Annotated in this window: 17 protein-coding genes and 1 pseudogene; 9 read left to right on the top strand and 9 right to left on the bottom strand. The window is 72.1% G+C overall.

Annotated features, from left to right (window positions below; genetic code table 11):
* The first annotated feature begins 63 nt into the window (after window positions 1-63).
* The 6 genes from JT362_RS32635 to JT362_RS32610 are packed head-to-tail and all read left to right on the top strand — an operon-like array spanning window position 64 to window position 4600.
* Window positions 64-411, top strand: coding sequence for a PE domain-containing protein (locus JT362_RS32635; protein WP_260195736.1), 348 nt, complete (start codon window positions 64-66; stop codon window positions 409-411).
* Window positions 408-971, top strand: a complete 564-nt coding sequence (locus JT362_RS32630; protein ID WP_260195735.1) for a DUF3558 domain-containing protein — start codon at window positions 408-410, stop codon at window positions 969-971. Before JT362_RS32635 ends, JT362_RS32630 begins: the two co-directional genes overlap by 4 nt.
* Before the next feature lie 13 nt (window positions 972-984).
* Window positions 985-2319: a PPE domain-containing protein gene (locus JT362_RS32625; protein WP_260195734.1), complete on the top strand. Its 1335-nt coding sequence runs from the start codon at window positions 985-987 to the stop codon at window positions 2317-2319.
* An 8-nt stretch (window positions 2320-2327) separates the two neighbouring features.
* On the top strand, window positions 2328-3092 hold the full coding sequence (locus tag JT362_RS32620) for an ESX secretion-associated protein EspG (RefSeq protein WP_260195733.1): 765 nt from the start codon (window positions 2328-2330) through the stop codon (window positions 3090-3092).
* Window positions 3093-3102: 10 nt separating this feature from the next.
* Window positions 3103-3597 carry a gluconokinase gene (locus JT362_RS32615; protein WP_260195732.1) on the top strand — a complete coding sequence of 165 codons (495 nt, stop codon included), beginning with the start codon at window positions 3103-3105 and terminating at the stop codon, window positions 3595-3597.
* Window positions 3598-3619: 22 nt separating this feature from the next.
* On the top strand, window positions 3620-4600 hold the full coding sequence (locus tag JT362_RS32610; RefSeq protein WP_260195731.1) for an o-succinylbenzoate synthase: 981 nt from the start codon (window positions 3620-3622) through the stop codon (window positions 4598-4600).
* Between the two features lie 9 nt (window positions 4601-4609).
* Here the strand turns inward: JT362_RS32610 and JT362_RS32605 are convergent, their stop codons facing one another.
* Genes JT362_RS32605 through JT362_RS32595 form a run of 3 tightly spaced genes read right to left on the bottom strand, consistent with a single transcriptional unit; the run spans window position 4610 to window position 6917 of the window.
* On the bottom strand, window positions 4610-5515 hold the full coding sequence (locus tag JT362_RS32605; protein ID WP_260195730.1) for a ribokinase: 906 nt from the start codon (window positions 5513-5515) through the stop codon (window positions 4610-4612).
* On the bottom strand, window positions 5491-6519 hold the full coding sequence (mgrA, locus tag JT362_RS32600) for an L-glyceraldehyde 3-phosphate reductase (protein WP_260195729.1): 1029 nt from the start codon (window positions 6517-6519) through the stop codon (window positions 5491-5493). Before mgrA ends, JT362_RS32605 begins: the two co-directional genes overlap by 25 nt.
* Window positions 6520-6521: 2 nt before the next feature.
* On the bottom strand, window positions 6522-6917 hold the full coding sequence (locus tag JT362_RS32595) for a DUF6319 family protein (RefSeq protein ID WP_375546591.1): 396 nt from the start codon (window positions 6915-6917) through the stop codon (window positions 6522-6524).
* Between the two features lie 143 nt (window positions 6918-7060).
* Here JT362_RS32595 and JT362_RS32590 point away from each other — a divergent pair, with 143 nt between their 5' ends.
* Complete coding sequence (locus JT362_RS32590) at window positions 7061-8038, top strand: DUF3558 domain-containing protein (RefSeq protein WP_260195728.1); 978 nt, start codon at window positions 7061-7063, stop codon at window positions 8036-8038.
* A gap of 4 nt (window positions 8039-8042) precedes the next feature.
* Here the strand turns inward: JT362_RS32590 and JT362_RS32585 are convergent.
* From JT362_RS32585 to JT362_RS32565, 5 genes and pseudogenes are all read right to left on the bottom strand, one after another.
* Window positions 8043-8628, bottom strand: a pseudogene (locus JT362_RS32585) (phosphotransferase-like protein).
* Between the two features lie 21 nt (window positions 8629-8649).
* Window positions 8650-9255, bottom strand: a complete 606-nt coding sequence (locus tag JT362_RS32580) for a hypothetical protein (protein ID WP_260195727.1) — start codon at window positions 9253-9255, stop codon at window positions 8650-8652.
* A gap of 39 nt (window positions 9256-9294) precedes the next feature.
* Window positions 9295-9930 carry a LysE family translocator gene (locus tag JT362_RS32575; RefSeq protein ID WP_260195726.1) on the bottom strand — a complete coding sequence of 212 codons (636 nt, stop codon included), beginning with the start codon at window positions 9928-9930 and terminating at the stop codon, window positions 9295-9297.
* Between the two features lie 11 nt (window positions 9931-9941).
* Window positions 9942-10601, bottom strand: a complete 660-nt coding sequence (locus JT362_RS32570; protein ID WP_260195725.1) for a DUF998 domain-containing protein — start codon at window positions 10599-10601, stop codon at window positions 9942-9944.
* Window positions 10602-10648: 47 nt separating this feature from the next.
* The gene (locus JT362_RS32565) at window positions 10649-11398 is read right to left on the bottom strand and encodes a TetR/AcrR family transcriptional regulator (RefSeq protein ID WP_260195724.1); all 750 of its coding nucleotides are present in this window, start codon (window positions 11396-11398) and stop codon (window positions 10649-10651) included.
* A 122-nt stretch (window positions 11399-11520) separates the two neighbouring features.
* Between JT362_RS32565 and JT362_RS32560 the strand changes: the two genes are divergently transcribed.
* Both JT362_RS32560 and JT362_RS32555 read left to right on the top strand, forming a co-directional pair.
* Window positions 11521-12483, top strand: a complete 963-nt coding sequence (locus tag JT362_RS32560) for an ATP-binding cassette domain-containing protein (protein WP_260195723.1) — start codon at window positions 11521-11523, stop codon at window positions 12481-12483.
* A complete protein-coding gene (locus tag JT362_RS32555) occupies window positions 12476-13252 on the top strand; it encodes an ABC transporter permease (protein ID WP_260195722.1) in 777 nt (258 codons plus the stop codon). The genes JT362_RS32560 and JT362_RS32555 overlap by 8 nt, the downstream gene beginning before the upstream one ends.
* Here the strand turns inward: JT362_RS32555 and JT362_RS32550 are convergent.
* On the bottom strand, window positions 13249-14310 hold the full coding sequence (locus JT362_RS32550; protein WP_260195721.1) for a TolB family protein: 1062 nt from the start codon (window positions 14308-14310) through the stop codon (window positions 13249-13251). The two genes, JT362_RS32555 and JT362_RS32550, sit on opposite strands and share 4 nt — an antisense overlap.
* Window positions 14311-14316: the final 6 nt, after the last annotated feature.

The raw sequence follows: 14316 nt of genomic DNA, 5'->3' as shown, positions 1-14316 counted from the left end.
CCTCCTGCGTTACGCTACCTGGTCGGGAGCGCGGCCACGTTGGCGCGCGAGGGAGGGACAGCCGTGCAGACAGACCCCGATGCCGAAGCCCCGGCCGAGCAACTCCGCCTGGTCGTACCACCGGACAAGCTCCTCCAGCTCAAACACGGCATCGAGGAAGAACGCGACCGCATGGCCACCTGGCTGTACGAGAACCGCCGAGCTCTGAGCGACATCCCGCCGCCGGCGAACGATCCGTGCAGCATCGACACCATGCGCTTGATGAGCCAGAACGGCCAACAGGCGGTCGACGCCGTGGACGCATACATCAACCGGCTCACCACCATGGCTGAGAAGCTGCACCGAACCGCCGAGTCCTACGGGCTGATCGAGGACGACATCGCGGGCACGTTCCAGCGAGGTCCCGTATGACCGGCGTCACTCGATTCGCCTGCGGCGTGGTGGTGCTCCTGTTCGCCGCCATCGCGGCCGGCTGTACCAGCACCTCGGCGGGCGCGCCCAAGCCCGCCGTGACAGCGGCCGAGTCGACCGGGGACGAGCCGACGCGCCCCCGGGAGATCAGGCTCGACGATGTCGACCCCTGCACGCTGCTCCCGGAGGCCGAATACGAGGACTACTACCTCGACGAACCCGGCAAACCCGAGGAGAGCGACAGGGGCGAGGACCAGTGCGTCTGGTACGGCGACGCCGGCTACATGGGCGTCTCGCTGGTGACGTACGACGGTGTCGACGCTCGGAAAGGTCGATACGGCCAGATGGAGCCCACCGATCCGGTCGAGGGCTTCCCCGCCTACACGATCACCCTCCCCGGCGACGAGGACAACGCGTGCTTCGTCCTGGTCGACACCGCGGACGGGCAGTACCTCGATGTCCAGGTGGGGTTGTACGACACGTCAAGGGACGTTCCGGCGCCGTGTGAGTACGCGCACCAGTTCGCCAGTTCGGTGATGAGCACGCTGCTGACGTCGTGATTGGGGGATCGTGATGGCTGAGATCGGCGTAGGAGCCTTTGGCTACCGCTGGGAGAGCTACTCGCACGAGGAGCTCTACGACATGATCAAGACCGGTGCCGTCGGCGCGTCGGTGGTCGCCGAGGCGGACCCGGCGCTGACGAACCTGATCACTCGGATGCACGAGTCCCGGGAAACCCTTCAGCAGGTGCTTCGGGAGGCCGGCTCGTCCTGGGAGGGACAGGCCGCCAACTCCATGGCCGACGGTGTCTCGCCCATCGTCCGGTGGGCCGACGAGGCGGCGGCCGCCGGCGAGCAGTCCAGTACGAGTCTGCACCAGATCGCCGACGGGTACTCCCGCGCGTCGAACTCGATGCCCGAGCCGGTGCCGGTGCCGTCGAAGATGAGTCAGGAGATGCCCACCGACTTCACCGGGCTGCTCGCCGGTCAGACCGACGAGGACGCCGCCGACCTCCAGGCCCAGCAGGCCCACATGCAGGCGGTCGAGCTGATGAACACCTACACCGCCAGCAACCAGAACTCGACCGACCTGTCCGGCACGTTCAGCGAGCCCCCGGACTTCGGGATCGGTGCCGACGATGGCGGCGGCTCGGCCGGTCGCGCCGGCACCTACATCGACAGTTCCAGCTTCGGCGGCACCGGCGGCACCGGTGGCCCGGGAGGATCGGGCGGGCCACGCGGTGGTGGAGGAACGTACAGCCCGTCCAACTACTCCGGCAGCGAGTCGCCCGTCGGTGGGTACGGCGGCACCCCGCCGCCGTCCGGCGACACCGAGCACCAGTCGGCCACCAACCCGTCCCACGTCGCTCCGCCGCCGGCGCCTACTCCGCCGCCGGTCACGGCCCCGCCGCCGTCCAACACGCCGTCGAATCCGTTCACGCCGGTCACGGGCGTGTTGACCGATCCGACGACCGGACGCCCCTACAGCACCGGCCGGGGTGGCGGGCGCGGTCCCGGCGCCGTGCCGGGCGTGCCCGGCGGCGGTTCCGGTGGGGGTGGCGGGCGCGGTCCCGGTGCCGTGCCGGGCGGTTCCGGTGGGGTTGCCGGACGCGGTGGCGCGGTCGGCGGTGTACCGGGCGGTTCGGGTGGCCCCGGTGGCGTCGCCGGGCGCGGTGGGGGTGTCGGCGTCGGGCCGTTGGCCGCCGAGCAGGCCGGGGCTCGGGGCGCGGCGGCCGCCGGCGCCCGGGGCGGTGCCCACCCCGGCGGGTTCGGGCCGATGGGTGCCGGCGCGCGCAACGAGGAGGACAAGGAGCGCACCTCGCCGGAGTACCTGCGCGACTACAACGACGAGTTCTGGGACGACACCCCGCCGGTCGCGCCGCCCGTCATCGGCGACGAAGACGACTGAGGCCGGCGGTGGGGGAAAGAATCACGCTCAGCTCGCTCGAGTACGACGTGCTGTGGGAACACCTGGAACTCGGCCCGTTCCGGCCCGTCATCGCCGTCCGCACGCCCGGGGCCACCCGCGCCGAGCGGGCTGAGCTGCGGGACAAGGCCTGGTCGTCGCTCGCTGGTCGGGGTCTCGGGCGGCGGCACGCCGTCGACGAGCGGCTCGCGCACCTGCTCGGCCGGCTCGCCCGGCCCGAACGGGAGCTCGACGTCCGGTTCCGGCTCCGGTCACCCGCCCGGCGCTCCGCCGCGCTGATCGGACGTGCCGGACGCGGCGCCACCGTCGCCGTGCTCGTCGAGGACACGCTGGAGCTCTGGAACGTCCGGCCCGACCAGGTCGTCGGCGAGGCGGTGCGGTTGCTGCCCGCGCACCCGGCCGGCACCGGCGGTTCGATCACGCTGCCGGCCGCCACCCTCGACCGCGCCGCCGCCAAGGCCGGTGCCGACGCCGACCGGTTCGCGCGGGCGCTGTCCAGGCAGGGGCTGGGCCGGTCCGAGGCACGCAAGCTCGCCGAGGTGCTCGGCGGGGTGGTCGGGCTCGGCCACTTCGGCGCCGCCAGCACCGCCGGCGGCGAGCGGCGGCGCGCGACACACGTCGTCAGCGTCTACGACAGCCACGCCGGCCGGTACCTGTTCACCAGGAAGAACGAGTGGGTCACGCTGCTCCCCGGCACCGAGCAGGCCGTCGCCCGCCAGCTCGACGAACTGCTCGACGAGGTCGACCGGGCATAGGGTGGGCGGCATGCTGCTGGTGGTCATGGGTGTAACCGGGTCGGGCAAGTCGACGGTGGGCGAGCTGGTCGCGGAGCGGCTCGGCGTGCCGTACGCGGACGCCGACGACTTCCACAGCGAGGCCAACAAGAAGAAGATGGGCGCAGGCCACGCGCTCACCGACGACGACCGGTGGCCGTGGCTGCGCGCCATCGGCGACTGGCTGGTCGAGCACCGCGACTCCGGCGCCGTCGCCACCTGCTCGGCCCTACGCCGCGTCTACCGCGACACCCTGCGCGAACGGGCGCCCGACGCGTTCTTCGTCCACCTCCACGGCGACCGCGAGACCGCCCGCGCCCGCGTCTCCGGCCGCCGAGGCCACTTCATGCCCGAGTCCCTGGTCGACTCCCAGTTCGACACCCTGGAGCCACTCGCCGACGACGAACGCGGCGTCGTACTCGACATGTCCAGGACGATCGACGAGCTGGTCGAGGACACCGTCCGGACGTCGAAACCCGCCCGATGACCGTCGGCTAGCGTTGTCCCCGATGAGGACGATGATCGACTTCCACGAGGCCCGCACGTTCGCGATCCCGATGACCGACCGTTTCCGCGGCCTGAACGTGCGGGAAGGCATGCTCATCGAGGGCCCGGCTGGCTGGGGCGAGTTCGGCCCCTTCGCCGAGTACGACGACCGCGAGTCGGCCCCGTGGCTGACCGCCGCCGTCGAGGCCTGCACCGTCGGCTGGCCCGACCCGGTCCGCGGCCGGATCCCGATCAACGTCACCGTCCCCGCGGTGGACCCCGACCGCGCCCAGGAGATCGTCCGCGCCTCCGGCTGCCGCACCGCCAAGGTCAAGGTGGCCGACGGCTCGCTCCCCGAGGACCTCGAGCGCCTCGCCGCCGTCCGCGACGCGCTCGGCCCGTCGGGCGGGGTCCGCTGTGACGCCAACGGTTTCTGGGACGTCGACACCGCCGTGTCGGTGATCCCCCAACTGGACCGCGCCGCCGGCGGCCTGGAGTACGTCGAACAACCGTGCCGCACGGTCGAGGAACTGGCGCGGGTCCGCCGCCGGGTCGACGTCCGGATCGCCGCCGACGAGTCCATCCGCCGAGCCGAGGACCCGATCCGGGTCGCCGTCGCCGAGGCAGCCGACGTGGCCGTGATCAAGTGCGCTCCCCTGGGCGGCGTCCGCCGGGCGCTTCGGGTGGCGGAAGCCTGCGGCCTGCCGTGCGTGGTGTCCTCGGCCCTGGAAACCAGCGTCGGGCTGGCAGCGGGCCTCGCCCTGGCCGGCGCCCTCCCGACCCTGGACTACGCCTGCGGCCTGGGCACCCTGTCCCTCCTGACCGACGACGTGGTCGCCCCTGCCCGCTCCCTACGCCCGGTCGACGGCTACCTCCCGGTCGCCCCCGTCCCCCCGACCCCGGACCCGGCCGTCCTGAACCGCCACCCGGTGGACCCCGCCCGCGCCGCCTGGTGGCACGACCGCCTCACCCGTCTGGTGGAGCGGGAGCGCGCGATGCGCTGAAGGCGGCCCTCATGGCATCGCCTGGGTGCGGGTGGGGAGGCCGGACTGGGCGCCCCAGCGGGTGGTGGAGATGCCGGCGACGCGGACCGCCCACGCGGTGGCGTCCTCGAGGGAGTCGCCGCGGGCCAGGCCGTCGGCGAGGGCGCCGCAGAAGGCGTCGCCGGCGCCGGTGGCGTCCACGGCGTCCACCGGGAGTGCGGGGACGTGGGTGGTGCGGCCGTCCCGGACGACCAGGGCGCCGTCGGCGCCCAGGGTGACCACGACCGCGCCCGGGCCGGAGAGGGCCGCGGCCTGGGCGGCGGCCTCGTCCGGAGTGGACGGTTCGGGGTTGCCGGTGAGGTAGGCCAGTTCCGTGCGGTTCGGCACCAGGACGTCCACTTCGGACAGCAGCTCCGGCGGAAGGGAGCGGGCCGGCGCCGGGTTCAGCACGACCGTGCCGCGCGCCGCCCGGACCGCGGCGGTGACCACCTCGGGAGCGATCTCCAACTGCACCACCGTGACCGCGGCGTCGGCGAGCAGGGAACCGGCCGCCTCGACGTCCGGCACCCCGAGGCGGGCGTTCGCGCCGGGGCTGACCGCGATCGTGTTCTCACCACCGTCGGCGACCGTGATCAGGGCGATGCCACTGGGCGTGCCGGGGACTTCGCGGAGCCAGGACAGGTCCACGCCCGCGTCGCCGAGGGCGGTACGGATCGTGTCGGCCAGTTCGTCGTCGCCGACGCAGCCGACGAAGGCGACCTCGCTGTCCAGGCGCGCGGCGGCCACCGACTGGTTGGCGCCCTTGCCCCCGGGCGTGCGCAGGTGGTCGCCACCGAGCACGGTCTCCCCCGCGGCCGGCAGCGCGGCCACGGGGATGACGAAGTCGACGTTGCAGCTGCCCACTACCGCGATCATCGCGCGCTTGACCTGGCCCACAGGTTGATCCCGCTCTCCTCCGCGTGCCGGTCGATCTCGGCCAGCTCGTCGTCGGTGAACGCCAGGCTGTCCAACGCGGCCAGGTTGTCGTCGAGCTGCCGCACGCTGGACGCGCCGATCAGCGTCGAGGTCATCCGGGGATCGCGCAGCGTCCACGCGAGCGCCAGCTGGGCGAGGGTCTGGCCCCGGCCCTTGGCGATCTCGTTCAGCGCCCGCACCCGCGCGATGTTCTCCTCCGACAGCATCGACCGGGACAGCGAACCCTCGCGGCTCGCCCGCGAACCCTCGGGGACACCGTCCAGGTAGCGGTCGGTCAGCAGGCCCTGCGCCAGCGGGGAGAAACCGATGCAGCCGACCCCGAGGTCACCGAGCGTGTCCAGCAGCTCCGGCTCGATCCACCGGTTCAGCATCGAGTACGACGGCTGGTGGATCAGCAGGCGCACCCCCATACCGGCGAGCAGCGCGTGCGCCTCGCGGGTCCTGGCCGGCGAGTACGACGAGATGCCGACGTAGAGGGCCTTGCCCTGCTGGACGGCGGACGCCAGCGCGCCCATCGTCTCCTCCAGCGGGGTGTCCGGGTCGAACCGGTGCGAGTAGAAGATGTCGACGTAGTCCAGGCCCATCCGGTCGAGGCTCTGGTCGAGGCTCGCCAGCAGGTACTTGCGCGATCCGCCGCCCTGCCCGTACGGGCCGGGCCACATGTCGTAGCCGGCCTTGGTGGAGATCACCAGCTCGTCGCGGTACGGGCGGAAGTCCGACGCCATGATCCGCCCGAAGTTCGACTCCGCGGAGCCGTAGGGCGGGCCGTAGTTGTTGGCCAGGTCGAAGTGGGTCACGCCGCGGTCGAACGCGCGGCGCAGGATCCGCCGGCAGTGCTCCAGCGGGACCTCGGTGCCGAAGTTCTGCCACAGGCCGAGCGAGATCGCCGGAAGCTGGAGGCCGCTGTCGCCGGTGCGGCGGTACGACATCGCCTCGTAGCGGTCCTCGGCGGCGCCGTAGGACATGCTCACCCCTCCTGCAGGTCGGCCAGGGCGGCCTTGACCTTGGTCAGCTCGGCCTCGAGCTCGGCGAGGCGCGTCTGGTGCTGCTGGCGGGCGGCGTCGAGCACGGACTCGATGGCCTTGGAGATGTCCTCGTGCAGTTCGGCGGCGGCGCGGGAGACGGCGGCGGCCGGCACGGACAGGCCCTGCACGACCCGGCTGCCCGACTGGGTCAGCTCGGCCTGCCACTCGCCGTCCAGCGTGCCGGTGACCGTGAGGGTCAGTTCGACGGTGCGGGTCTTGCGGGCGCCGCTGCCGGGCTTGCGACCGCGCTTCTTCGGCGGCTCGGCCGGGGCCTCCACCGGCTGGGCCGCCGTCTCGGGGGCGGTCTCCGGGGTGGGCTCGCTCGTTGGGGTCGTCACCCTCACTGCTCCTTCGTCGACACATGCTGCGGGCGGCAACATTAGAACACGCGTTCGCCACGCGCATCCGTTCCGGTCGAGGGGAACGGTAGCGGAACGGGCCGCGTCCACTACTGTGCCGCCCGGGGGAAGGAGTTGTCACAGTGAGTCGAACCGTCCTGGCCTGTCTCGTCGCTCTGGTGTTGACCGGATGCTCAACCGGTGTTGCCGGCAGCCCGGCCGGCGAGCAACGCGCGTCGGGCCCGCTCACCGCCGAGAACGCCTTCGGTGACCTGCGCAGGATCGACCCGTGCAGCCTCACCGGTCCGTTCGCGTTCGAGGAGCACGGCGAGGCCCGGATGCCGGCCAAGGTGACCATGGACGAGTGCCTGGTGACCGTGGACGTGGACGGCGACGAGGTCGTGGTGGAGCTCGGCCTGCTCCAGCACGTCGACGCCCTGCCGTCCGGCCGCGAGGAGGTGGCCGCGCTCGACGGCAACGCCTCGATCGTCCGGGTGCCGACCCAGGTGACCAGCAACTGCGTGATGGCGCTCGTGTTCGCCGACGACGTCGCGGTGTCCACCACCGCCGAGCCGGAGCTGGTCGACACGGTGCCGAAGGAGACCCTGTGCGCGCTGGCCAGGGCCGGTGCCGAGGGCATCGCCGAGGCGGCCAGGACGAACCTGGTGCGGCACTGGGAGCCGCCGACCAACTCGCTGGCGCGGGTGTCGGCGTGTGGCCTGCTGCCACCCGATCAGGTGGCGAACCTGCTGGGCATCGAACCGGAACGGGTGAACCTGTACCCGTCCGAGCACCAGTGCCGCTGGGGCGTTCCCGGCGGCTCGACCCCGACGGCCAAGCTGGACTTCGAGGTCGGCGCGGACCCGGGCAAGGTGGGGGTGGCCCACCGGACGCCCGCCGAGGACATCGCCGGGCGCGGCACCTGGCTGGTTCCGACGGACACCAGCAACATCACGGTGTGCACGGTGGTCACCGAGCACATCCCGTTCGCGCTGCAGGAGGGCGAGCGGGAGTACGCGGTGATCCGGGTCGCCGCCCCGACGACGACCGGCGCGGACGCCTGCGGCATCGGCCGCGAGCTGGCGACGGTGGCCTGGACGAAGCTTCCGGCCGCAGGGTGACCGGCTAGCGGCTTGCCCGAAGTACGGCTCTGGCCAGTTCGGCGGGCGTGCCCGTGGTGCTGTCGACGACCATGTCGTAGGTGGTGCCGTGATCGTGAACCAGGTCGTAGTGACCTCGTGCGAGCCCGCGCGGGTTGCGCCGGTCGCGTTCCCGTCGTTCCGCGACCGGCAGTGGGCACGTGACGCATACCAGCAGCACGTCCAGGCCAGACAACGCGTCCAGCCAGGCCGGCAGCAGATCCGGGGTCAGCAGCAACTCGTCGATGACCAGGTCATCACCCCGGTGGGCGAACGCGGCGGCCGCGACCTGAGCTGACCGCAGCATCCGACGTCCAACTTCGCCGTAACGGATGACCACCGACGGGTGCCCGTCCGCGTCGCCGGTCCGGTCGTACCAGAAGCCGTCACGGCTGAGCGGACCGTCGCGTCCTCCGCCCCAGTTCGGCGGCACCAGACTGAACAGCGTGTCGACGCCCCAGTAGACGAACGGGGTGTCTTTCGTCCTGGACGGCCCTGGCCAGGGTGGTTTTGCCCGCGCTCGACGTCCCGTTGAGGAAGATCACCCGGCTGGGGCGATCACCGCTCCGCATTCGGTCACGGTAGCCGAAAACTCAGGCGGCGCTCTTGTCGAGGAAGTGCCTGCGGCAGCCCGGGCAGCAGAACGCGTAGGTGACGCCGTCCCGTTCGGCGGTCACGGCGTCCGGGCCGTCGAGGGGCACCGTCGCTCCGCAGACCGGGTCGAGGGCCATCCCGGGCGGCACCTCGGAGGTGCCCGAGTTGGCCTGGCTGATCAGGTCGCCCATCGAGGACTCGCCGACCACGCGCCCGAACGCGCCGTAGCCGCCGTCGGGGACGCCGAGGACGTGCACCTCGGCGTGCGGCTCGCGGCGCAGCCGGTCCGGGTCGGGGTCGGACTCGGCCAGCACGCGGGTGACCTGCTCGACGATGCTCTCGCTCAGCGACTTGCGCCACGGCCCCGGCACGTGCACCCGGACGACGTAGCGGGGCGGTTCGTCGGCGCCGAGGCGCCTGCCGCCGGCGACCCAGACGTCGACCTCGTGCACCACGACGTGCGTGATGCTCTCCAGGAAGTCGAGCACGCCGGGGTCCGCGCCCTCCTCGCCGTGCAGGCCGCGGAGGGTGAGCCGTTCGGCGAGCCGGGCGCGCTCATCCTCGCGGAGCGCTCCTTTCGGCACGAAAACCTCGGTGAACATCATGCGTCCATCGTAGGTGTACAACGTACGCTGTCAAGGCGGTCAGTCCCGGCGACCCGTCATCGCGAGGCTCGCACCGAGCCCGATCATCATCAGCCCGCCCGCGCCGCCGACCAGTTCCAGCCGGCGGGGCGACCGGGCGAACCAGGTCCGCGCGGTGGCCGCCGCGTAGGCCCACACACTGTCCAGGACCAGCGCCACCAGCGGGAACAACGCGCCGAGCAGGAGCATCTGCAGCGGTACGTTGCCGGCCTCCGGCGCGGTGAACTGGGGCAGCGCGACCACGAAGAACACGATCGACTTCGGGTTCAGCAGCCCCACCACGAACCCGTCCCGCAGCGACCGGCCGGCCGGGTGCGCCGGCGTCTCCCCCAGCGCCGCACTCATCCGCCGCCGGTGCCGCAGCGCCCGCACCCCGAGGTACACCAGGTACCCGGCGCCGGCGAGCTTGATCACCGTGAACACGGCGGCCGACCGCTCCACCACGACCCCGACGCCGAACGCCACCGCGACCACCTGGACGTACACCCCGGCCGCGTTCCCGACGACGGTCAGCAACGCCTCCCGCCGCCCGACGGTCAGCGCCCGACCGATCGTGAACAGCACGCTCGGCCCCGGCACCGCGACCAGCACCAGGGTGAGCACCGCGAACGCCAGTACCTGGCTCATCGGCATCATGCCGGCGGAGCCTAGGCCGCCACGCCGGCCAGTTCCTCCGATTTCACCGGGCGCACCAGCACCCCGAGCACCACCACGACGACCGACGCCACCGCGGTGAACGCGATCGCCCGCTCCACCAGCCCGAGCGGCACGAACCGCCACCACGGCCCGCCGCCCATGGACATCCGCACCACGCCGACCAGGATCAGCCCGAAGAAGCCGAGCGACGCCACGCCGAGGCCCCGCGCCGCGAACCGCCACCCTGGCGCGCCGGGGAACACGGCCCGCGCCACCGACAGCACCGCCAGCGGCAGCGACACGAACGCCACCACGCTCGCGTACCGGTGGATCGTCCCGCTCAGCGACGGCCCGATCGACCAGTCGGTCTTGGTGAAGTAAACGATCACCAGCAGGCTCACGATCCACAGTGCCCCGAAGAACATCCCCGCCGACAACGGCCGCACCATCCCGTGCCGTGCCAGCGCGTAGAACGCGAGCCCCGAGCCGAGCGCGACCAGCAGCACCGACGCGTCGAAGACCCACTTGCTCGGCCCAAGCGCGTACTCGCTGAGCGTGCGGCGGACCGCACTGATCTCACTGGTCGGCGGCACCACGTGCAGGGCGAGCATCAGCACGACGCCGAGCAGCAGCGTGGCGAGGCTCGCCGCGGCGAGTCTGGGGAGGGACACCCGTTCGACACTAATCGCGGAACGTATGAGCGGAGTAAGAAGACAATTCAGACATCGCGTGACGCCATCAGCGCCTCGAAACCGTCCAGCAGCCGCGCGATGCCGAACACGAAGTCGTAGTCGGGCAGCTCTTCCTCCTCCTCGAACACCCGTGCCGCGATGACCTCGTGCAGTGCCGGGAACTCCTCGGGGGTGGTGACGGCCGCGAGCACGTCGCCGTACCGGTCCATCGGAACCAGCGTCCCGTTGCTCGACATGGCCTCGTTGACCTGCATGCTCACCGACGCCCACGATCGGACGTAGCTGGTGAGGGTGAGCATCACCGACATCTTCTCGCCCGGGCTCAGCGGCGTGCCGGCCAGGCAGCGCAGGCCCTGTTCGAGGAACGCGATGTTCCTCGGCGTGACCGGCGGTCCGGGGATCGGCACCTGGAGGATCCACGGGTTGCGGCGATAGGCGTCGAGCTCGGCCCACGCCCACCGTTCCAGTTCGGTGCGCCATCCGCCGTCGCCCACCTCGAACGTGCCGGCCTCGCCGAGACCCTCGTCGACGATGAGCTGCATCAGCTCGTCCTTGGACGCCACGTACCGGTACAGCGCCATCGCCGACGTGCCGAGTTCCTTGGCCACCCGGCTCATCGACAGTGCCCCGACGCCCTCGGCCTTCGCCACGGTCACCCCCGCCCGGACGATCTGCTCCAGGCTCAGCCCGCGCTTCGGCCCCTTCGTCGGGCGGTCCCGGACCCCCCAGGCCACCTCGAAGCTGGCCGGCAGGCCGGTGCCGCGGTCCTCGTCCATGACCCTGAGTCCACCCCTGATCCGGCATCAGGGAAATACCCCGATGTACTGTTTACGCCCTAAGCAGTAATGTTTACCGCATACGCAGTAAGTTCCGGTTCACCACAAACGGGGGTACCCCTATGCCTGACGAACCCGCGATCGAGGCTACCGGCCTCGAGAAGTCCTACGGCGACGTGTCCGTGCTCGGCGGCGTCGACCTCACCGTCGCCCGCGGCAGCGTGTTCTCGCTGCTCGGCCCGAACGGCGCCGGCAAGACCACGACCGTCCGCATCCTGTCCACGCTGCTGCCGGCCGACGCCGGCACCGCGCGGGTCGCCGGCTACGACGTCCGCCGCGAGCGGTCCCAGGTCCGCCGCAGCATCAGCCTGACCGGCCAGGACACCGCGATCGACGAGCTGCAGACCGGCGCGGAGAACCTGCGGATGATGGCCCGGCTGTGCCGGCTGCCCCGCAGGCGCGCGGCCGCCCGCGCCGACGAGCTGCTGGAGCGGTTCGACCTGGTCGAGGCCGGTTCGCGGCGGGTCGGCACGTACTCCGGGGGCATGCGCAGGCGCCTGGACCTGGCCGCGAGCCTGATCGCCCGGCCGGAGGTGATCTTCCTGGACGAGCCGACCACGGGCCTCGACCCGCGCAGCCGGCAGCAGGTGTGGGAGGTGGTCACCGGCCTGACCCGCGACGGCGTGACGATCTTCCTCACCACCCAGTACCTGGAGGAGGCCGACAAGCTCGCCGACCGGATCGCCGTGGTCGACGGCGGCCGGATCGTCGCCGAGGGCACGGCGGCGCAGCTCAAGGCGCAGGTCGCCGGGCACCGCCTGGACCTGGTCGCGGTCGACGCGCTGGCGTTCGACGAGCTGGCCCGCCGGCTCGGTCGCCGGGTCGCCGGGTCCGAGCCGGAGCGGCTGACCCTGTCGGTCGCCACCGACGGGCAGGCGGGCCACGTGCGTGCCCTGTTGGACGAGGTCGACCCGACCCGCCGGGCGGTGCACCGGTTCACCGTGCACGGCGCCACCCTCGACGACGTGTTCCTCACCCTGACCGGCCACACCACCGAGACCACGAAGGAGACCGCCGGTGTCTGACCTCGCCCTGCGTCCCGCCTCGCTGCCGGGCGACAGCCTGGTCATGCTCGGCCGGTCGGTCCGGCTGTCCATCCGGAACATGGACGCGCTGTTCACCGCGCTGCTGCTGCCGATCATGCTGATGCTGCTGTTCGTGTACCTGTTCGGCGGCGCGATCCAGACCGGCACCGAGTACGTCACCTACGTGGTGCCGGGCGTGATCGTGCTGTGCGCCGGGTTCGGGTCCTCGCTCACCGCGGTGGCGGTCACCCAGGACATGAACGGCGGGATCATGGACCGCTTCCGCTCGATGGACATCAGCGCCGGCGCGGTGCTCGGCGGACACGTGGTCGCGTCGATCGCGCGGAACCTGCTGTCCACCGTGCTGGTGCTGGCGGTCGGGTTCCTCATCGGGTTCCGGCCGGAGGCGGGAGCGCTGGACTTCCTGGCCGCGTTCGGAGTGCTGTTCCTGTACGTGCTCGCGTTCTCCTGGGTGGCCGCCGCGGTCGGCGTGCTCACCCGGTCGGCGGAGGCGGCGAACGGGTTCACGTTCTTCGTCATGTTCCTGCCGTACCCGTCGAGCGCCTTCGTCCCGGTGGAGACGATGCCGACCTGGATCCACGGCTTCGCCGAGAACCAGCCGATGACCCCGATCATCGAGTCGATGCGTGCCCTGCTGCTCGGCACCCCGATGGGCAACAGCGCCTGGCTCGCCGCGGCCTGGTGCGCCGGCATCCTGGTCGCCGCCGTCGCCACCGCGACCTTCCTGTTCCGCCGCCGGATCTCCTAGCCGGACAGCCGGAGCAGGGTCGGCTCGCCGTCCACGTGCACCAGGAGCGAACCGTAGACCCAGCCGAGGCGCATCGCGTCGGGAGCGAGGACGAGGTCCGCGGTGTGCAGCTCCTTCGGTTCCCCGCCCGGTTCGGCCACCACGGTGACCGTGCCGGGCGGTTCCACGTAGGCGAGGGCGTGCCCGCCCGGCGACCAGGCCGGGTACGCCACCGCCCCGTCGGCCACCGGCACCGGATCGCCGCCGCCGGTCGGCACCGCGGTGGCCAGGCCCCGGTCGGGCGCCTCCCGCTGGGAGTACGGGGTGATCGAGTCCACCAGCAGCCACTCGCCGTCCGGCGAGAACGACAGGGACATCCGGTCCTCGTCCTCGGCGCCGGGCAGCACCCGCTCGGGATCGCCGCCGTCCAGGCCGGCGAGCCACACCTCGGGTTCGTCCATCCCGCACGTCCACGCCACCCGGTCCGCGGACCACGCGAGCGCGACGAGGTCATGCGGGCCGCAGTCGATCTCGCGGACCGTGGACACCTCACCGCCGTCCGCGCCGACCGACACCAGCTCCACCGACTCACGCTCCGGAACGCCCCGGGCGAAGCGCACCGCCGAGCCGTCCGGGGACCACGACGGCAGCAGGTCGATCCGCGCGGCCCGGTCCGGGTCGCCGATCTTGTAGTCGTCCACCCCGTCGTCGGTCAGGTTGGTCAGCTCCCCGCCGACCACGTCGAACACCCAGACGTCCGGCTCGTCGAACCTGCGCCAGTAGTCGTTGGTGAACACGATCTTCGTGCTGTCCGGCGACCACCACGCCCTCGGCAGGTCCACCGAGACACCGTCCCGCTCCACACACCGCTCACCGGTGCCGTCGACAGCGGTGACGCAGGGCTCGGTCATCCGGAGCACCCGCGTGCCGTCCGGGGACAACCTGCTCGGCCCCTCGGACCGCACCGGTTCGGTGCCGGTCACCTTCAGGGACGCCACGTCGGGTCCGGCGCCCGCGAACACCTGCCTGCCCCAGTCCGACGACGAGGAACAGCCGGCCAGCAGCACACCGGCGAACACGAGAAC

It is taken from the genome of Actinophytocola gossypii (assembly GCF_025165815.1).
GTDB lineage: Bacteria > Actinomycetota > Actinomycetes > Mycobacteriales > Pseudonocardiaceae > Actinophytocola > Actinophytocola gossypii.
The sequence above is the reverse complement of the archived record's forward strand: the minus strand, read 5'-3'. Positions and strand labels throughout refer to the sequence as shown.